This is a genomic window from Chryseobacterium sp. IT-36CA2, assembly GCF_949767875.1.
Classification (GTDB): Bacteria; Bacteroidota; Bacteroidia; order Flavobacteriales; family Weeksellaceae; genus Chryseobacterium.
This window is the reverse complement of sequence record NZ_CATKPG010000020.1, coordinates 486887-506847: the sequence shown is the minus strand read 5'-3', so window position 1 is coordinate 506847 and position 19961 is coordinate 486887. Positions and strand designations below refer to the sequence as shown.

Here is a 19961-nt window from a genome sequence, read left to right as displayed (position 1 = left end):
CCGTTTTTTTATTTTAACACAAACCTATGGGCTTCAGCCAAAACATAATTATCCTAAATAAAAAATCAACAATTTCTGATTCAATGCATTAACAAAACAAAAGAATTTTTTATGAAACTTTTATCCCTTTTATATTCAAAAAAATTCCATAAAATTCCGTATTTTTGCACGTTGTGATTTTCAGGCAAAGTCACTCCAAATTATGAGCAAATCAACAGAATATATAGAAGTTTACGGTGCACGTGAACACAACCTTAAAAATATTAACGTTAAAATTCCACGCAATGAATTGGTTGTTATTACCGGCCTTTCCGGAAGTGGAAAATCGTCATTGGCTTTCGACACTATTTTTGCGGAAGGCCAGCGTCGTTATATCGAAACATTCTCTGCTTATGCACGCCAGTTTCTAGGCGGGCTGGAGCGTCCTGATGTAGATAAAATTGAAGGACTTTCTCCGGTAATTGCTATCGAGCAGAAGACGACTAATAAAAACCCTCGTTCTACCGTAGGAACTGTTACAGAATTGTATGACTTTCTGCGTCTTTTGTATGCAAGAGTTTCAGATGCGTACTCTTTGTCTACAGGACAAAAGTTGGTAAGTTATACTGAAGATCAGATTCTTGAAACCATCAAAGAAAATTATAAAAAAGAGAAAATCATGCTTTTGGCGCCAGTGGTACGTTCCAGAAAAGGGCATTATCATGAGCTCTTTGTTCAGATGGCTAAAAAAGGTTACGGACAGGCAAGAATTGATGGTGAACTGCAGGACATTGAATATGATTTAAAGCTTGACCGTTATAAAACCCATGACATCGACATCGTTATCGACCGTTGGATTATCGGGGAAAATGCCTCAGAAGGTAGAATGGAAAAATCCCTGCGTACCGCAATGGAAATGGGAGAAGGAATTATAGGAATTCAGAAGCTGGGAGGTACAGATATCGAATATTTTTCCAAAAACCTGATGGATGCAGAAACCGGACATTCTTTGGCGCTGCCAGAACCGAATACTTTCTCATTCAACTCTCCAAAAGGAAGCTGTCCGAACTGTAAAGGTTTGGGAACAATCAAAAAGATCAATACAGATTATTTCATAGATAATCCCAAATTGTCAATCAATCAGGGAGGATTATTACCATTGGAAGATATCAAGTCGAACAAATGGATTCTTTCTCAGATTAAGAATATTCTTGAGATTTTCGGATTGGGATTAACAACGCCGCTTCAGGATATTCCGGAAGAAGCACTGGATTATATCTACAACGGATGCCATAAAGAATTCAATAAAGACTTGAAATACGCAGGAATTACCAAGAAAATAAAGATTGGTTTTGACGGTTTGATTGCTTTCATGGAAGAAATCATTGAGGAAAGAGAATCTTATGAAGCTATTTTATTGGAAAGACATTTCACCACAGAAGAAACCTGCCCGGAATGTAATGGTACTCGTCTTCAGCCTTCAAGTTTAAGTTTTAAAATTGACGGAAAAAATATTGCTGAGGTTAACGGTTTAAGCTTAGCCGATTTAAAAGACTGGTTAGCGGATGTTAAAGATAAATTCTCAGAAAAAAATAAAATCATTGCTCACGAGATCTTAAAAGAAATTGAAACCAGACTTCAGTTTTTGCTGGATGTAGGTTTGGATTATTTAAGTTTGAGCAGAAGTTCAAAAACACTTTCGGGAGGGGAGTCACAGAGGATTCGTTTGGCTACTCAGATCGGATCTCAGTTGGTGAACGTATTGTATATCCTTGATGAACCTAGTATCGGGCTTCACCAGAGAGATAACGAAAGACTGATCCATTCCCTGAAAAACCTGAGAGATATCGGAAACTCTGTATTGGTGGTGGAACACGATAAAGATATGATTCTGGAAGCTGATGAGGTTCTGGATATTGGTCCAAGAGCTGGAAAATTCGGTGGAGAAATTCTTTGGCAGGGAAAACCAAAAGACCTGTTGAAAGCAGATACCATCACTGCTCAATATATCAATGGAAAAAGAAAAATTGCAATTCCTGAAGAAAGAAGAGCAGGAAGCGGTAAAAATATTGTTTTAAAAGGAGCTACAGGAAACAACCTTAAAAACGTAACGCTGGATATTCCTCTTGGAAAACTGGTCGTGGTAACCGGAATTTCAGGAAGTGGAAAATCTTCTTTGATTAACGGAACATTATATCCAATCCTTAACAAGCATTTCTACAGAGCGGTTCAGGAGCCATTACCATACAAAAAGATTGAAGGGCTGGATAATATTGATAAAATTGTAGACGTAGATCAGACTCCAATCGGAAGAACACCGCGTTCTAACCCAGCTACCTATACCGGAATGTTTACCGATATCAGAAATCTTTTTGCCGAACTGCCGGAAAGTAAAATCCGTGGTTATAAGCCTGGAAGGTTCTCTTTCAACGTAAAAGGCGGAAGATGTGAAACCTGTCAGGGTGGAGGATTGAAAGTGATCGAAATGAACTTCCTTCCGGATGTATACGTACACTGTGAAACCTGCAACGGAAAACGTTTCAACAGAGAAACACTGGAGGTTCGTTACAAAGGAAAATCAATTTCTGACGTATTGGATATGACAATTGATGAAGCGGTAGATTTCTTCCAGCCGATTCCTAAGATTTTTGCGAAAGTGAAAACATTACAGGATGTAGGTTTGGGATATATTACCCTTGGACAGCAGTCGACAACCCTTTCAGGAGGTGAAGCGCAACGTATCAAGCTGGCAACCGAATTGGCAAAAAGACAAACAGGAAACACCCTTTATATCCTTGATGAACCAACTACAGGACTTCATTTTGAAGATGTGAAAATCCTGATGGATGCCATCAATCAATTGGTAGAACTCGGAAACTCATTCATCATCATCGAACATAATATGGATGTAATAAAACTAGCAGACCATATTATCGACGTAGGACCGGAAGGAGGAAAGTATGGTGGACAGATTGTAGCACAGGGAACTCCTGAGGAAATTGTGAAGTCTAAGAAGAGTTTGACTGGGAAATTCCTGAAGAGAGAACTGGAGTAGATATCAGAATAAAAATTTATATAAAAAAGGCTAAACTGATTAAGTTTAGCCTTTTTTATGCTTAAAACAATTCTTCAATATTAAATTTCCAATTATTTTTAAAATTTATCATACTGATTATCAATTAATTAGATTTTAATGTTAACTAAATGTTAACTGAATGTAAAATTAATATGAATTTTTTTTAATAACTTTGGTTAAGAGATACAAAAATAAGTTAGTATAATATTTAAAACCAGTTAGTTATGAAAAACAGAATTCAAATATTGTTCGCTTCACTTTTCGTTTGCGGATTTGCTGCTGTTTTGAACACTGCTAAAGCTCAAACTACAGATCATAATACCATTCAGGAAATTCAGCTGAATAGAAGTGAAACATTTAATGATATCCGAAATAAATTAGAAGCCAATTTTGACCTTACCAACCCTGATTACAAACAGGGAACGGTAAATTCAGTGGTGAAATTTGATATTGCAAAAAATGGGAAGATCGTCAATGTTCATTCCAGTGGTGACTGTAAAACCGTAAGCAAAGAAATTGAAATGGTACTAAGCGATCTTGACTATAGAGTAGACCGCAATAAACTAACAGATAACATGGTTGCTTACACTTACGTAATGCCTGTTACAGTAGAGATTCACAGCAGATAATATTCATATTATTCAATAATGTGTGAATAATGAAAACTTATCAGATTAAGTTGTAATAAAGAATAAACTTCAAGGTTTTAATTTTGGACTACCATAAAAATTAAAACTATATGAAAAATCTAAAGAAACTGACGAAGTCAGATTTGAAATCAGTGTACGGAGGAGAACCTAAAAAATACTGTACGTTTTGCGAATGGGCAAATAAAGTAATTTGCAGTGATATTCCAATCGTTCAATGCCCGTAAAAAATAAAGCCGCTTTTATAAGCGGCTTTATTTTTTTATTTATTTTGTTCTTTTGCATACTTAATAAAGCTTTGTAAGCCAGTCTTAAGATCTTTAGAATTTCCTATTGTATCAAAGACTATATTATCAATTCTCCAACCTGCATCAAAAGCATTGATCAAATGTATTTTGTCAGTCCATATAACTTTTGGTGAAGAATGGGAATATTCAAATTCAACATTTACGTCTGCTTGAGAACCTAATGGCTCCGTACTTTCACTAATGTTAATGGATTTTATTTTATAACTGGTAAATCCTTCATACAGACTGGAAAACATAGCTCCTTCAAAAATTAAAGGTTTCTCATCGGGATGGTCACTTTTCTTCACCTTTTCAATATCCGCTTTTGATGCATGTATTGCTTCGTCTAAAATTTTTTTTAAATCCTGAGAAAACAAATTGTCAGGAATCGGTTGGTTGTAAATAGCTTCAGTAGATTTACCATACTGAGTGTAAAGTGCATTTACTTTTTCCTTGATGGCAGCATCTGAAGATAAAGAAGGTTTAGGTTCATTTTTTTTGCAGGATGCAAAAATCAGGACAACTCCTAAAAAGAGAAATAATTTTTTCATTTGATAGTATTTTTATGGTATTTATCAGAATCCCAAGGTCAAAATGCATACCAAAATCTGTTAAAAAATATTTTTAGCGCATGACAAAAATCAATACATTTGAGTAGATAAAAAAATTGTGGATCCTATTCTTAATGTTGCCGTCCGTTCCCTGTGCGTTTACCTTTTCATGGTGATTGCTATCCGTTTATTTGGTAAAAACCAACTTTCCCAGCTCAATGCAGGAGATGTTGTATTGTTATTATTAATTTCAAATGCTGTTCAGAACGCAATGGTAGGTCCTGATACCTCTCTTCAGGGAGGGATTATTGCGGCATTGGTTTTGTTTGTTGCTAATTTTACCTTGAAAAGGATCATGTTTTCCAATCGTTCCTTTCAGACTTTTATGGAAGATGAACCCGTCATTTTGATCAGAGACGGAATTGCAGATCAGGCAGCCCTGAACCGTGTAAAAATTACCGAAAGTGAATTGGAAGAAGCCATAAGAGAGCATGGGATTGAAGATATACATAATGTAAAGCTCTCTGTTCTGGAAGTGGATGGAAATATAAGCGTTGTTTCTCAGGACGAAAAGAGTAAACAGACTCACTATTCGAGAATTAAAAGAAAAATGAAAAGAAAATACCATTAAATACAATGAATTACGAATTAAGAGAAATGCTTCCCAGTGACGAAGTAAGGGTGCTGGAAATTTTCCGACAGGGAATAGACAGTGGAATTGCCACTTTGGAAACAGAAGTTCCCACTCCGGAAGCCTGGAGCATGGAATATTTCAACGACTGCCGCTGGGTACTTGAAAATGAAAATAATGAGGTAATAGGATGGTGTGCGTTGAAGCCTTTCAGTAAAAGAGAAAGTTTTAAAGGAGTAGCAGAAGTAAGCATTTATTTCGATAAAGAATATCAGGGCAAAGGATTGGGCTCCATATTGCTCAAAAAGATCATTTTGGATAGCGAAGACCACGGATTCTGGACATTACAGACCAATCTCTTCTCTGAAAATGAAATGGCCATTAAATCTCATCAGAAAAACGGCTTCAGAACGGTAGGAGTCCGTAAAAAAATCGGAAAGCTCAACGGAGAGTGGAAGGATCTTGTCCTGATGGAGAAAAGAAGCGAAACGATTTAGAGAATTATAAATTATAAATGATGAATGATGAGTCGGGACAATGCTCATATCTTTAAACCTTAAACTTTGAACTTTGAATTCTTTTTTTGGCATTAACATTGATATATTTCGCTATCGAAATTGAAAAAGTGAAAGTAATGAAAAGTATGTTGAAAATTGTAGGGGCAGGCGTGGTTCTGTTAATGTTGTCCTCATGTGTGGTACATGAGCCTTATGGAAGAAGAATGCCGCCGGGACACGCAAAAAGATATTATGGCGGAAGTGCAAGGTACTATGCACCAGGCCATGTTCAGAAAGTGTATATTTATGAAGAGCGTGGCCATCATCACAGAGGTCGTGGTCATAGGCATCACAGATAAAAAAGAAAAGCACTGAGAAATCAGTGCTTTTTTATGATTAATTATAATCTCGACTTTTTGGGATTCAGGAAAGTGTTAAAAATCATAACTTCTTGTCCGAATTTTTTCTCAATTCTTTCCGAAATATTCAAAAGTTCACTTTGAATGAAGTCTTCCCGCAGTTCATCATTATCAAAGATCAACAGAAGATTATAATTTTTACCTTCTTCAATAAAATCACTGTGTACTTCAGAAAGGATATATTTATTTACATCCATCAGGTTTTCAGTCATTAAAACCAGTGTTTCATCAATATAATTTTCCCATTCTTCTAGGTTATCTTTTGTACAGTGGAAAGTTATACTTAATACGCTCATTTTTTTATGAATTTTTAAGATTTTTTGGATAAATTCTACTGCAAAAATCGGCATTTTTTTCGTAAATTAGCCCGTTAATAAAAATTGGAAATAAATAATTTTCAGACTTACAGCTAAAGGTTTGAATATCATTACAATAAAATTTGTTTATGCAAAAAGAAGGAGAAAGACTGATTCCTATCAACATTGTTGATGAAATGAAGTCGTCTTATATCGATTATTCGATGTCCGTTATCGTTTCAAGAGCGTTACCGGATGTAAGAGACGGCTTGAAACCCGTTCATAGAAGAGTACTTTATGGTATGTATGGATTAGGGGTGTTTTCTAATAGAAAATATTTAAAATCTGCGAGAATTGTTGGGGATGTTTTGGGTAAATATCACCCGCACGGAGATTCCTCTGTATATGATGCTATGGTAAGAATGGCCCAGGACTGGAGCTTACGTTATCCTCAGGTAGACGGGCAGGGTAACTTCGGTTCAATGGATGGTGACCCGCCTGCAGCAATGCGTTATACCGAGGCAAGATTGAAAAAAATCTCTGATGAGGTGCTTTCAGACTTAGACAAAGAAACAGTTGATTTCCAGAATAACTTCGACGACAGTTTACAGGAGCCGACAGTAATGCCAACTAAAGTTCCGAACCTTTTGGTGAACGGTACTTCCGGTATTGCAGTAGGGATGGCAACCAATATGGCGCCACACAACTTATCAGAATCTGTAGATGCTATCTGTGCTTATATTGATAATAAAGAAATTACAATAGACGAGCTGATGCAGCACATCATTGCGCCGGATTTCCCTACAGGTGGTATCATCTATGGATATGACGGTGTAAGAGATGCTTTCCATACAGGAAGAGGTAGAGTTGTTTTAAGAGCTAAAGTTAGTTTTGATGAAATAGGAAACAGAAACGCTATTATCGTTAGTGAAATTCCTTATCAGGTTAATAAAGCTGAAATGATCGCAAGAACAGCAGAACTTGTAAAAGACGAGAAAATCCCTGGTATCCACGAGATCAGAGATGAATCGGACAGAAAAGGACTTCGTGTTGTTTATGAATTGAAAAACGATGCAATTCCGAATGTTGTTCTTAACCTATTATATAAATATACGGCACTTCAGACTTCTTTCAGTGTAAACAATATTGCATTGGTACACGGAAGACCGGAGCAGCTGAACCTTAAAGATATCATTCATCACTTTGTAGAGCACAGACATGAGGTAATCGTAAGAAGAACTCAGTATGAGCTTAAAAAAGCAAAAGAAAGAGCGCATATCCTTGAAGGATTCATGAAAGTGATCGGAACTCAGGATTCTCTGGACAGAGCTATTTCTATTATCCGTCACAGTGCCAACCCTCAAGCTGCAAAAGAAGGTTTGATCGAGGCATTTGAACTTTCTGATATTCAGGCTCAGGCGATTCTAGATCTTAGATTGGCTCGTTTGACAGGAATGGAGCTTGACAAGATTCGTGATGAATACGATGCGATTATGAAAGAAATTGAGAATTTAGAAGATATCTTAGCCAACGAGCCAAGAAGATTCCAGATTATCAAAGAAGAATTGATCGAAATCAAAGAAAAATACGGAGATGAAAGAAGAACTGAAATTGATTATTCAGGAGGAGAAATGTCTATCGAAGATATTATTCCGAACGAATCTGTAGTTCTTACAATTTCTCATGCAGGATATGTTAAAAGAACTTCTCTTTCAGAATATAAAATTCAAAGCAGAGGAGGGGTAGGAAACAAAGCGGCAACAACAAGGGACTCTGATTTCCTTGAGTATATTGTTTCTGCTACCAACCACCAGTATATGTTATTCTTTACAGAAAAAGGAAGATGTTACTGGTTAAGAGTATTTGAAATTCCTGAAGGCTCCAGAACAGCAAAAGGAAGAGCAGTACAAAACTTGATCAACATTGAACCGGATGATAAGATCAAAGCGTATATCAGAACCAATAACCTTAAGGATTCCGAATATGTAAATCAAATGAGTGTTGTGATGGTTACCAAAAACGGTACAATCAAGAAAACATCATTAGAAGCTTATTCAAGACCAAGAGTAAACGGGGTAAATGCTATTGAAATTAGAGATAATGACCAGTTATTAGGTGCTTACCTGACGAACGGAAATTCTCAGATCATGATTGCTACCAAAAATGGTAAATGTATCCGTTTCCCTGAAGAAAAAGTAAGAGAAGTAGGTAGAGGATCTATCGGGGTAAGAGGTATTGCCATGGAAGACAATGATGAAGCTATTGGTATGATTGTTGTGAACGATGTAGAGAACGAAACAGTACTTGTAGTATCTGAAAAAGGATATGGAAAAAGAACTGCAGTAGAAGACTACAGAATTACCAACAGAGGAGGAAAAGGAGTAATCACGCTGAACATTACCGAAAAAACAGGAAATCTGATCGCTATTCAAAACGTAACAGATGAAGATGGATTGATGATCATCAATAAATCCGGTGTTGCCATCAGAATGGGAATGGATGAAATGAGAGTAATGGGTAGAAATACGCAGGGTGTGAAGCTGATCAATCTTAAGAAAAATGACGAAATTGCAGCCATTGCAAAAGTAGAAATGGATAAAGATGTAGAAGAAGATTCTGAAGAACTTGAAGAAGGAGAAGAAGGAGTAGGAACACTATTTGATGATCAGGAAGAGAATAAAGCACCTCAGGCTGAAAATGAAAATACAGCAGAGGAAAATTCTGATTCTGAAGAATAAATTGTACAATATAAATATAAAATAGTTATTATGAAGAAACTAATTTTAGGAATGGCTATCGTAGCATCTGCTTTTGCTTTTGGGCAGAAAAAAGATGCCGCTGCTTTGAATGCTCAGCTTCAGGAAGCTAACAAAGTTGCTATGGACGCATATAATGCAAAAAACTATGCAGCAGCAGCACCCAAGTTTATTGAAGTTTATGACTTATTAAAGTCTAGCGGTCAGGACAACAAAATATATATGTATTATGCTGGTCTTAGCCACGCGTTAGCTAATAACAGTGACCAATCAATCAAAATTTATACAGACCTTGTTAATTCAGGATTTACAGGAGTAGAAACTACTTATACTGCTAAAGAAAAGAAAACAGGACAGGTTGTAAATCTTGATAAATCCACTTGGGAGCTTATGAAGAAAAATTCTGACTATTCTGACTTCAAAACTGAACAGTCAAAAAGTATAGAACCAGATTTGTATGAAACTTTGGCTTCATTACTTCTTAACGCGAAAAAAGGACCGGAAGCTCTTGCTGTTATTGAAAAAGGATTAGTGAAATTCCCAAACAGTGCTAAGCTTAAAGAAGCTCAGACTACAGCATATCTTCAGTCTGGAAACACTGATAAATTTGTTTCAGGATTAAAAGAACAGTTGGCTAAGAACCCAAGTGATCCTACAAACTGGTATAACTTAGGAGTAATGCAAGCAAAAAGCCCGGCTACTGCTAACGATGCGGTAGAGTCATTCAAAAAGGCAATTGAGCTTAAACCTGATTTCTCTGACGCGTACCAAAACCTGGTGTATACTACTATTGGTGATGATTCTAAAGTAGTAGCAGAAATCAATGCATTGAGAAAAGACAAGCCGGATGAAGCTTCTAAATTGATCGATGCAAGAAGAGAAAGATTTGGAAAAGCATTACCATACGCTGAAGGATGGTATAAAGCAAATCCAAAGAGCATTGACGCAGTTTCTGCATTAAAAGAAATTTATGTAGTGACTAAAAACATGGAAAAAGTTAAAGAAATGAAAGCTAAAGAAGCTGAGCTTAGTGCAGCTGCCAAGTAATCATTAGATAACTTAATAATAAAAAGCCGGAACAGAAATGTTCCGGCTTTTCTTTTGGTTAAAATTAAACTCAGTTTTTCATTCTAAAACGGCCCTTTTACTGAATATTCACAGCCAGAAATCCATCATTCAAAATTTATCCTCCTTATAGCAATGATCAGTGAATTTCCCATACAGAAATTCTCTGTAATTCCGTATCTTTGAGAAAAATTTTTATAAGATGATCGAGTGGAAAACCGCCAAGGAATACGAAGATATTACCTATAAAAAATCTAACGGAGTAGCAAGAATTGCTTTCAACAGACCAGAGGTTCGTAATGCTTTCAGACCTAAAACAACTTCAGAATTATACGATGCTTTTTATGATGCCTATGAAGATCCTTCCATAGGAGTTGTATTGCTTTCAGGTGAAGGGCCAAGTCCTAAAGATGGAGGATGGGCATTTTGTAGTGGAGGAGATCAAAAAGCAAGAGGACACCAGGGATATGTAGGAGAAGACGGAAGACACCGTTTGAATATCCTTGAAGTTCAGCGTCTGATCCGTTTTATGCCAAAAGTGGTGATTGCAGTGGTTCCGGGATGGGCAGTTGGTGGAGGACACTCTCTTCATGTAGTATGCGACCTTACCCTAGCAAGTGAAGAGCATGCTATTTTCAAGCAGACAGATGCTGACGTAACAAGTTTTGATGGTGGTTATGGTTCTGCTTACCTTGCTAAAATGGTAGGACAGAAAAAAGCCCGTGAAATATTCTTTTTAGGAAGAAACTATTCTGCGCAGGAAGCTTTCGAAATGGGAATGGTGAATAAAGTGGTTCCTCATGCGGAATTAGAAGATACCGCTTACGAATGGGCACAAGAAATTTTAGGAAAATCTCCAATGTCTATCAGAATGCTGAAATTCGCCATGAATCTTACAGATGATGGTATGGTAGGACAGCAGGTTTTCGCAGGAGAAGCTACACGTCTTGCTTATATGACGGAAGAAGCTCAGGAAGGAAGAAACGCATTCTTGGAAAAAAGAAAACCCAACTTCGGAGAAGATCAATGGATATCTTAAAAATATAATTGATAATTGATGAATGATGATCCATATATTATCATTTATCAATTATCGCTTATCAATGATAAATTTATGACGGATTGGATAAAAGCCGCAAGGCTAAGAACTTTACCGCTTTCCCTAAGCGGAATTATTATGGGAGCCTTCATTGCAAAATGGAGACTGTACGGAGAAGGCGGAACCTGGGATTGGAAGATCCTTGCACTCGCTCTTTTGGTAACGCTTTTATACCAGATTTTATCAAATTATGCCAATGATTATGGTGACGGAGTAAAAGGAACCGATGCCAAAAGAATCAATGAAGCAGAAGCTAGAGCCGTAGCATCAGGGAAAATTACTGCAAAACAGATGAAAAATGCAGTAATCCTTTTTGCTGCATTATCTTTCATTGCTACCATTGCTTTGCTGTACGTAGCGTTCATTCCGAATTATATGAATGAATTCTACATCTTCATAGGATTAGGAGTAGCGTGTATTCTTGCAGCGATTGGATATACAGTAGGTAAAAAACCTTACGGATACATGGGATTGGGAGACATCTTCGTGTTTATCTTCTTTGGATTGGTTTCTGTATGTGGAAGTTATTTCCTCTTTACAAAAACGTTCAGCTGGGATATGTTATTACCCGGAACAGCTGTAGGAATGATGAGTATGGCGGTTCTTAACCTGAACAATATGAGAGACATCGAAAGTGATAAATTATCAGGAAAAAACAGCTTTGCATTGAGAATCGGATTCAAAAATGCAATGATCTATGAAATGGTGTTGTTACAGCTTCCGTTATTGCTGATTCTTATGTTTTTAGGAATAAATGGATTCATGCAGGGACAAAACTACTATGTTTTCATCGTAATGATTCTGTTATTCCCACTGTCAAAATTAAGAAGAAAGATTTTATCCGTAAAAGAACCAAAAGAATTAGACCAATATCTAAAACAGGTCGGGATTATGACGTTTGTAATGGCTATTCTTACGGCACTCGGACTTAATTTATTTAACTAATTTAAAAATAAAACACTCATGAATTCCAATGTCTATGTTGAAGCTCAAATGCTTATCAGAAAACCGATTGAAGATGTTTTTGAAGCATTTATCAATCCGGAAGTAACCACTCATTTCTGGTTTACGAAATCTACCGGAAAACTGGAAGAAGGTAAAACCATTACCTGGGAATGGGAAATGTACGGTGTAAAATCCGAAGTGAAGGTTCACGAGATTATTCCAAACCAACTGATCAGAACAGAGTGGGGCGAGCCTTCAACCAACGTAGACTATGAATTCAAAACCATGGAAAAAGGAACTCTTGTTATCATTAAGAGCTACGGATTCAGCCAGAGTGGCGAAGACCTGTTAAAAGTAATTAACGACAATACAGGAGGTTTTACAACGGTTTTAGACGGGTGTAAAGCTTATTTGGAACACGGGATTAATCTCAGACTGATCGAAGATAAATTCCCACAGAAATAATAAATTTAAAAAAACACGAATGACACGAATGCTTTCATAAATGTCACTAGTTTCATAGTGCTGTTTGTGAAATTATTTGAGTCATTTGTGTTTAATAATAATTGAAATTAAATTTAAAATGAAAATACAATTCTTAGGGCAAAATTGTTTCCTGTTCACTTACAAGGACAAAACAATTTTGAGCGACCCTTTTTACAACTACAAAAAAGCAGAATCAGGTTTTGATATTGCTGCTCAAAAAATCGACTACATTCTGTTGACCCACGCACACGGTGATCATATTGCTGATGTAGCAGAAGTATTGCAGCATTATCCGGAAGCCACCATTATTGGAGTTCCTGAAGTATGTGGTTACTTCCAGCAGGCTAAAAATAGAGACGATGTGAACTTAGGAGGATCGGCAAAAATCGACGATCTTAAAATTTCCATGGTTCCGGCTCATCACACAAGTTCTTTCCCGGATGGAAGCTATGGAGGCGTTCCTGTAGGGTATATCTTCAGACTTCCTGAAGGTAAGAACATCTATTTGGCAGGTGATACAGGAGTAATGGCAGATATGGAGCTGTTCCCGAGATTATACGGAAACATTGATCTTTCTATTCTTCCCATCGGAAGCCACTACACAATGTGTCCTAGAAAAGCCTCTTTTGCAGCAGCAGAACTATTGAAAACACCTAAAGTAATCGGATGTCACTTTGATACTTTCCCTGCTATTGAAATTAACCATGAAAGTGCACTAAAGCATTTTGCAGATAAAAATTTAGAACTTGTTTTACCAAAATTAGGTGAGACATTCGAATTTTAATCAATAACGAAACCGGAGGTAATCTGAAAATTAGAAAATGAAAATGATGCGTAAGGTATTAAAAACAAAAAAAGATAATTATCAAATTACCTCTCTTCTTACTTTAAAACAAAAAAAAATGGCAAGCTACCTAAATCACACCGCTACGACCGATTACCTTTGCTGCGTTCCCACCCTGGAGGATTCTCAGGAGCTGGTTGTTTAGGACTTGCCGTTGCAAAGGTAGGAATATTTTATAAACTTCAAAACTTTATCAAAGAAAATTAGTTGAAAAAATGCAGTAGTAAAGCTAAACGCCTGACATTTAGAGGGAAAATTTTTCAACTTTTTTTAAAAATTTAAATATGACGAAAAGTCCATCAACACTAGGAATTATACTTTTTATCGCTACAATGATCGTTTTCTTTGTAGTGTACACTTTTTTCTCAGGAATCAATTATTTTGATATCTCTTTGAAAGCCAATGCTTTTGTTTTGCCTCTTCTTTATGCGGGAGCTGCTTTCTGGTCTGTGAAATCCTTTTGGAACAATCATAGAGTAGTAAAATTCAAAGAAGCTTTCAAAAGAGCATTTGTCCCAATGTTTGTCGGAGGAATTCTTTCCATCTTCAGTATTTATGCCTTTTTAAACTTTGTAGATCCGGCTGCTAAAAAGCTGTTGAACTACCAATATGTTCAGAGACAAAAATCAGAACTGGATACAGAATATACTTCAGCAAGAAAAATTCTGAAACATCAGAAAGATATTGATGAGCTGGATCAGAAATATAAAGAAAGAGTACAAAGCTTCACGCCTGAGGCTGTTAAAGGAAAAGATATGCTTACCGCAAGTCATTTTTCAGGATATTTTGCAGCAATTCTTATATTTTACGTAGTTTTGTCGGTGTTTTTCGGAGCATTTTTCAGAACAAGAACAATACATCAGCCCGAAGAAACAAATCAAGCCTAATTTTTATTAAAATTAAATGAATTTATCTATAGTTATTCCGTTACTGAACGAAGAAGACTCTCTGGAAGAGCTTTTTTCAAGAATTGATAAAGTATGCACAACCAGCAATTTATCTTATGAAATCTGGTTTGTAGATGATGGAAGTACGGATTTGTCGTGGAGTATTATTGAGAATATGAAAGTTCAGTATCCTCAGATCCACGCTATTAAATTTTCCAGAAATTATGGAAAATCTCAGGCGCTTCATGCTGCCTTTGAAAGAACAAACGGAGATGTAGTGATTACAATGGATGCCGATTTACAGGATTTTCCGGAAGAAATTCCAGAACTGTACAATATGGTCATTCATGATAATTATGATATAGTTTCCGGTTGGAAAAAGAAGCGTTTTGATAATGTAATGACGAAAAATATTCCGTCAAAACTATTCAATGCAGCAGCAAGAAAAGTTTCAGGAGTTTATCTTCACGATTTCAATTGTGGTTTGAAAGCCTACAAAAAACAGGTTGTAAAATCTGTTGATGTTTACGGTGATATGCACCGTTATATTCCGGTATTAGCTGCTAATGCAGGTTTCAGAAGAATCACGGAAAAAGAGGTACAGCACCAGGCAAGACCTTACGGAACGTCAAAATTCGGAACCGAAAGATTTGTAAGAGGGTTTTTGGATTTGATAACCCTTTGGTTTGTAAGCCGTTTTGGAGGAAGACCAATGCATTTCTTCGGAGCTGTTGGTACTTTGATGTTTATTGTTGGTTTTCTTTCCGCACTTTGGCTGGGTATTTCCAAACTTATTGATGTTGCAAGAGGAATTTACGGACATTTGATTACCAATAACCCTTGGTTCTTTATTGCATTAACAATGATGATTTTGGGAAGCCTTCTGTTTGTAGCAGGATTTTTAGGAGAAATGATTATCAGAACAAACCGCGAACACAAGAATTATAATATTGACGAAGTGATATAGACAGAAAGATATTCAAACAAAATGAAAATCAATCTGTTAATGTAAATATCCATTCGATGTATGACCATTCCCATCCTTTGGAGGGGTGGCGAAAATTCAAAGAATTTTTGACGGGGTGGTTAACCTGATTATAACGACTTCAATCCCAATAAATAAAAGCACTCTGCAAAAAACAGGGTGCTTTTTTGTATTTTGAACTTATCAGATAAAAAGCAAAAGAAAAGCATACAAAGAAATAGTCTTTTCCCAAAAAGCACAAAATTGAAAATAATCAGGTATTTTATTGTCAAAAGACAAAGATTTTTAGAAATTTTAATCCTATTTTTGTTCAAACGTAATATTGAAAGTCCTGTGAGAGACATGAAAAAGTTTTCAGTGATTTTCAGTAAATATCGTTGCGATTATAATATAGAATATTTAAAATTAAATATGAAAAAAGTTGTATACACATTAATGCTGATGGTGGTAGTTTCCTGTGGAAAAGTTTCTCCAAAAGGAAATATTGAAAAGAAAGATGTGGATGTTTCGGAATTCGTAAACCTTGATTTGGAAGGGAAATTCCGTGTATTTTATGCCAGAGGTCCTAAAAATTTTGTTGAAATAGAAACCTATCCGAATGTGGCGAGCAATCTGGATGTGGATGTAAAAGACAAAACTCTTTTCATTAAAGAAAAAAGAGGGACAAAAGGGGTAGATTTTTATAACGTAACGATTTATTCAAAATATAACCTGGAAAAAGTAGCCGTTTCTGATTCTGTTGAAGTGAATATTTCAAGTGAAATCAAAACAGATAATTTCAGACTTAATATGAAAAATAATGCAAGCTTCATGGGTTCTGTTAATACTAGAAGAGCAGAAGTGGAAATGCACAACAGAAGCCGAGCAAATTTTCTGGGATTGTCCAAAGATGCGGTGATAAAGATTTCAGATACAGCAAGTTTAATTGCACCCTACTGGAAAATCACCAACCTGAATATTGATTCTAAAAACGGAAATTATGCAGAAGTAAATGTAAAAGATTCGTTGAAAGGACATATTCAGAATACTGCAAAATTTATCTATTATAACGATCCTATCAGAGCGTTCAAAATTGATAAAACAACAAAAGTCGAAAACAAAAAATTAGAGTAATTTGGGTTGGAAGTCAGAAGCTGGAAGATGGGAGTAATATTAGTTTTTCATAGCTCTTATTTTCCAGATTAGAAATTTACTTCCAAGCTTTAAAACATAAAAATAAAAACAAAGCAGGAATTTTGAAGCCAGGCACGATATAACTTCCAGCCTCCAGCTTCCTTCTTCCAACTTAAAAAACTGAATATGAGTTTTAAATTTGAGAAATTGATTATCTGGCAGAAATCTATGGAGTTTGGAGAAATTATTTTTAATTTATCCCAGCATTTTCCAAAGATTGAGACTTTTAATCTTAGTTCTCAAATAAGAAGAGCATCAGATTCTATAGCACTCAATATTTCAGAAGGATGTATTTTGCAGTCAAAATTAGAGTTTAAAAAATTTTTAGGATATTCAATTCGATCTTTGGCAGAAACAGTAACCTGTTTATATAAAGCAAAAAACAGACAATATATTACAGAAGAAAAATTTAGAGAAATATACAATGAAAGTTATAGTTTAATGAATCAAATTATTGCTTTCAGAAATCAGATAAAAGAGTAGAACAAGGCTGGAAGAGTGAAGCTGGATGATGGGAGCGGTGTTAGTTTTTCATACCTCTTATTTTCCAGATTAAAAATTACTTTCAGATTTTAAAATAAAAAAATAGAAAATAAAAACAAAGCAGGAATTTTGAAGCCGGGCATGATATAACTTCCAGCCTCCAGCTTCACTCTTCCAGCTTAAAAAACTTAGACATAAATATGAATACACTAGAAAAAGCGAAACTTTGGTTAAGTGATACCTTCGATAAAGAAACAAGAGATGCTGTACAGACATTGATTGACAGCAATTCCTCAGATCTGGAAGATTCTTTCTACAGAGAACTGGAATTCGGGACGGGAGGTATGCGTGGAATAATGGGAGTAGGAACCAACCGCTTGAATAAATATACATTAGGACAGGCTACTCAGGGATTGGCCAATTATATGCTTCAGCAGTTCAAAGGAGAAGAAATTAAAGTGGCCATCGCTTATGATGTTCGTAATAATTCCAAAGAATTTGGAAAACTGGTAGCAGATGTTTTGACGGCAAACGGAATTAAAGTATTGCTTTTCAAAGATCACAGACCCACTCCGGAATTGTCTTTCACAGTTCGTGATAAAAAATGTAACGGAGGAATCGTGTTAACAGCTTCTCATAATCCGCCGGAATACAACGGTTATAAAGTATACTGGAATGACGGAGCACAAATTGTTCCGCCTAATGATGAAGCGATTATCAATGAAGTATATTCTGTGAAATTTGAAGAAATTAAATTCAACGGAAATGATGATCTGATCGAGTGGATCGGAGAGGAGCAGGATGATGTTTATATTGATGCCTGTATTGAAAACTCTACCTATCAGAATGTTGGAAAAGAAAATTTAAATATTGTTTTCACATCTATCCACGGAACAACGTATACTACCATTCCGAAAGCTTTAGAAAAAGCCGGATTCAAAAAAATAGATCTTGTAAGAGAACAGATGATTCCAAGCGGAAATTTCCCTACAGTAGATTCTCCAAACCCGGAAGAGCCTGCAGCACTGGAAATGGCAATGGATCTGGCAAGAATTACCAATGCTGATATCGTAATCGGAACAGATCCGGACGGAGACAGATTAGGAATTGCAGTAAGAAACCTTGATGGTGAAATGCAATTGTTAAACGGTAATCAAACCAATACAATCCTTACGTATTACATTCTGAATGAGTGGAGAAAACAGGGAAGAATCACCGGAAAAGAATTCATTGGTTCTACAATCGTAACTTCTGATATCTTCTTTGATATTGCACAGAAATTCGGGGTAGAATGCAAAGTAGGTCTTACCGGATTCAAATGGATCGGGAAAATGATTCGTGAAGCAGAAGGAACACAGAAGTTCGTGTGTGGTGGTGAAGAGAGTTTCGGATTTATGACCGGAGATTTTGTGCGTGATAAAGACTCTTGCGGAAGTATTCTTGTAGCTTGTGAAATTGCTGCCTGGTGTAAAGCTAACGGAAAAACAATGTATCAATACATGATTGAGATCTATGAAGACCTTGGAATGTATTATGAAGGATTAATCAATATCGTAAGAAAAGGGAAAGAAGGAGCTGAAGAAATTCAGAATATGATGAAAAACTTCCGTGAAAACCCTCCAAAAGAACTTGCAGGTTCATTGGTAGAAGAAGTGAAAGACTTTAAAGAACAGACAAGCCTTACCATTTCTACGAATGAGAAAAAGGTAATGAACGATATTCCGAAGTCTAATGTTTTGATCTATTACACACAGGATGGAACAAAAGTATGTGTAAGACCTTCAGGTACAGAACCAAAAATTAAATTCTATGTTTCAGTGAAGGATTCCATTACTTCAGAAGCTGATTTCAGAGATAAATTAAAATCATTGGAAGCTAAAATCGGAGCCGTTAAAACAGATTTAAAACTGGATTAATTCTTTGAAAACAGCAGATGATCAAAAAAATAATAGCAGCTTGCCTATTGTCTGCGGCTGTAGTTTCCTGTAAAAAGGAAGCTGCAGTTTCAGATACAAAACCGGTAAACGATTCGGTTGCTACAACGGAGACCAAAGAAGATCAGTACAAGCCGTTAGACACAGCGTGTTCGTCCACCCACAAAACGGAGGATTATATCACTTCTCTTCAGTGGTATCGTACCAAAATCGAAAAAGAAATAGCTGGAAACAGTCTGGAACAAAACGACAAAGTATACGAGGATTATTTAAAAATAAGAGGAAAGTATACCGAATGTCTGATGAACTTACACAGCAATGTTCTGGATAAATATGTGAATTATTATAATTACGATAAGGATCAGTACAACTTACCGGACAATGTTAAAAAATTAGCTTCAGAACTCAAAAAAGCAGATCTTGAATTCAGAGAAGTAGGAGAAGGAATAACTGAAATATGGACCATTCCGGGATATTATTCTTCTCTTTTTAAGAATAAAGTAACTCCGGATTATGAAGCCTATATTTCACAGACTGATAAAGAAAGTGAAACTAATTATGCAGCAGATGCAGGATTAATAATTACCTGGGAACAGCTGGGAGACAGGCTAATGTTCTGGGAAAATTTTATGAATAAATATCCTAAAAGCAAGCTGATAAAGACTGTAAAACAAGACTATAACTACTATCTGTCTGATTATCTTATAGGAATGGATAATACTCCAACCTATGAAAGAGACCCAGACAAAGGAACCGGACAACTAAACGATGAAAACAGAGCGGAGTTCAACAGGATTATCAAGAAATATCCGAATTCCAATACGGCAAAAAAGGCAAAGGAAATAATCACTCTTTTTGATGCACAAACGCCCGTAGATCAAATACATGAGAGAATCAATGAAGAACGATAATATTAGTAAA

General features: G+C 36.1%; 20 protein-coding genes and 1 other RNA gene. 18 read left to right on the top strand and 3 right to left on the bottom strand.

Going from position 1 to position 19961, the window contains the following annotated elements:
* Positions 1 to 202: 202 nt before the first annotated feature.
* The 3 genes from uvrA to ACM6F9_RS09665 all read left to right on the top strand — a co-directional run bounded on the left by uvrA (position 203) and on the right by ACM6F9_RS09665 (position 3929).
* Complete coding sequence (uvrA, locus tag ACM6F9_RS09675) at positions 203 to 3034, top strand: excinuclease ABC subunit UvrA (RefSeq protein WP_414845522.1); 2832 nt, start codon at positions 203 to 205, stop codon at positions 3032 to 3034.
* A gap of 245 nt (positions 3035 to 3279) precedes the next feature.
* Positions 3280 to 3684, top strand: a complete 405-nt coding sequence (locus ACM6F9_RS09670) for a hypothetical protein (protein ID WP_414845521.1) — start codon at positions 3280 to 3282, stop codon at positions 3682 to 3684.
* Positions 3685 to 3794: 110 nt separating this feature from the next.
* Complete coding sequence (locus ACM6F9_RS09665; RefSeq protein ID WP_089692266.1) at positions 3795 to 3929, top strand: bacteriocin-like protein; 135 nt, start codon at positions 3795 to 3797, stop codon at positions 3927 to 3929.
* A gap of 35 nt (positions 3930 to 3964) precedes the next feature.
* Here ACM6F9_RS09665 and ACM6F9_RS09660 read toward each other — a convergent pair whose 3' ends face one another.
* The gene (locus tag ACM6F9_RS09660) at positions 3965 to 4540 is read right to left on the bottom strand and encodes a hypothetical protein (protein WP_414845520.1); all 576 of its coding nucleotides are present in this window, start codon (positions 4538 to 4540) and stop codon (positions 3965 to 3967) included.
* Between the two features lie 118 nt (positions 4541 to 4658).
* On the opposite strand from ACM6F9_RS09660, the gene ACM6F9_RS09655 reads away from it, so the two are divergent.
* From ACM6F9_RS09655 to ACM6F9_RS09645, 3 genes are all read left to right on the top strand, one after another.
* Positions 4659 to 5171: a DUF421 domain-containing protein gene (locus ACM6F9_RS09655; RefSeq protein ID WP_414845519.1), complete on the top strand. Its 513-nt coding sequence runs from the start codon at positions 4659 to 4661 to the stop codon at positions 5169 to 5171.
* Positions 5172 to 5176: 5 nt separating this feature from the next.
* Positions 5177 to 5668 (top strand): GNAT family N-acetyltransferase, encoded by a 492-nt coding sequence (locus ACM6F9_RS09650; protein WP_105701432.1) that lies wholly within the window; start codon positions 5177 to 5179, stop codon positions 5666 to 5668.
* A gap of 146 nt (positions 5669 to 5814) precedes the next feature.
* Positions 5815 to 6027 carry a hypothetical protein gene (locus tag ACM6F9_RS09645; RefSeq protein ID WP_414845518.1) on the top strand — a complete coding sequence of 71 codons (213 nt, stop codon included), beginning with the start codon at positions 5815 to 5817 and terminating at the stop codon, positions 6025 to 6027.
* A gap of 41 nt (positions 6028 to 6068) precedes the next feature.
* On the opposite strand, the gene ACM6F9_RS09640 is transcribed toward ACM6F9_RS09645, so the two are convergent.
* The gene (locus ACM6F9_RS09640) at positions 6069 to 6383 is read right to left on the bottom strand and encodes a DUF4286 family protein (protein WP_105701435.1); all 315 of its coding nucleotides are present in this window, start codon (positions 6381 to 6383) and stop codon (positions 6069 to 6071) included.
* A 149-nt stretch (positions 6384 to 6532) separates the two neighbouring features.
* On the opposite strand from ACM6F9_RS09640, the gene gyrA reads away from it, so the two are divergent.
* The 6 genes from gyrA (at position 6533) to ACM6F9_RS09610 (ending at position 13518) form a co-directional block, all read left to right on the top strand.
* Entirely contained in the window at positions 6533 to 9121 is a 2589-nt protein-coding gene (gene gyrA, locus ACM6F9_RS09635; protein WP_414845517.1) for a DNA gyrase subunit A, read from the top strand.
* Positions 9122 to 9151: 30 nt separating this feature from the next.
* Positions 9152 to 10186, top strand: a complete 1035-nt coding sequence (locus ACM6F9_RS09630; protein WP_414845516.1) for a tetratricopeptide repeat protein — start codon at positions 9152 to 9154, stop codon at positions 10184 to 10186.
* Between the two features lie 220 nt (positions 10187 to 10406).
* Positions 10407 to 11243, top strand: a complete 837-nt coding sequence (locus ACM6F9_RS09625) for a 1,4-dihydroxy-2-naphthoyl-CoA synthase (RefSeq protein WP_047429929.1) — start codon at positions 10407 to 10409, stop codon at positions 11241 to 11243.
* 75 nt (positions 11244 to 11318) lie between these two features.
* Entirely contained in the window at positions 11319 to 12248 is a 930-nt protein-coding gene (gene menA, locus ACM6F9_RS09620; protein ID WP_414845859.1) for a 1,4-dihydroxy-2-naphthoate octaprenyltransferase, read from the top strand.
* A gap of 18 nt (positions 12249 to 12266) precedes the next feature.
* Positions 12267 to 12713 carry an SRPBCC family protein gene (locus tag ACM6F9_RS09615; protein ID WP_414845515.1) on the top strand — a complete coding sequence of 149 codons (447 nt, stop codon included), beginning with the start codon at positions 12267 to 12269 and terminating at the stop codon, positions 12711 to 12713.
* Positions 12714 to 12831: 118 nt separating this feature from the next.
* Positions 12832 to 13518: a metal-dependent hydrolase gene (locus ACM6F9_RS09610; protein WP_414845514.1), complete on the top strand. Its 687-nt coding sequence runs from the start codon at positions 12832 to 12834 to the stop codon at positions 13516 to 13518.
* Positions 13519 to 13634: 116 nt separating this feature from the next.
* Here ACM6F9_RS09610 and ffs read toward each other — a convergent pair.
* An RNA gene (ffs, locus tag ACM6F9_RS09605) (signal recognition particle sRNA small type) lies at positions 13635 to 13732 on the bottom strand.
* Positions 13733 to 13862: 130 nt separating this feature from the next.
* Between ffs and ACM6F9_RS09600 the strand changes: the two genes are divergently transcribed.
* From ACM6F9_RS09600 to ACM6F9_RS09575, 6 genes are all read left to right on the top strand, one after another.
* Positions 13863 to 14465: a DUF4199 domain-containing protein gene (locus ACM6F9_RS09600; protein WP_414845513.1), complete on the top strand. Its 603-nt coding sequence runs from the start codon at positions 13863 to 13865 to the stop codon at positions 14463 to 14465.
* Between the two features lie 16 nt (positions 14466 to 14481).
* The gene (locus tag ACM6F9_RS09595; protein WP_047425488.1) at positions 14482 to 15432 is read left to right on the top strand and encodes a glycosyltransferase family 2 protein; all 951 of its coding nucleotides are present in this window, start codon (positions 14482 to 14484) and stop codon (positions 15430 to 15432) included.
* A 429-nt stretch (positions 15433 to 15861) separates the two neighbouring features.
* The gene (locus tag ACM6F9_RS09590; protein ID WP_414845512.1) at positions 15862 to 16563 is read left to right on the top strand and encodes a GIN domain-containing protein; all 702 of its coding nucleotides are present in this window, start codon (positions 15862 to 15864) and stop codon (positions 16561 to 16563) included.
* 186 nt (positions 16564 to 16749) lie between these two features.
* The gene (locus ACM6F9_RS09585; RefSeq protein ID WP_414845511.1) at positions 16750 to 17106 is read left to right on the top strand and encodes a four helix bundle protein; all 357 of its coding nucleotides are present in this window, start codon (positions 16750 to 16752) and stop codon (positions 17104 to 17106) included.
* Positions 17107 to 17306: 200 nt separating this feature from the next.
* Positions 17307 to 19022 (top strand): phospho-sugar mutase, encoded by a 1716-nt coding sequence (locus ACM6F9_RS09580; protein ID WP_414845510.1) that lies wholly within the window; start codon positions 17307 to 17309, stop codon positions 19020 to 19022.
* A 17-nt stretch (positions 19023 to 19039) separates the two neighbouring features.
* Complete coding sequence (locus ACM6F9_RS09575; protein WP_414845509.1) at positions 19040 to 19951, top strand: hypothetical protein; 912 nt, start codon at positions 19040 to 19042, stop codon at positions 19949 to 19951.
* Positions 19952 to 19961 lie beyond the last annotated feature (10 nt).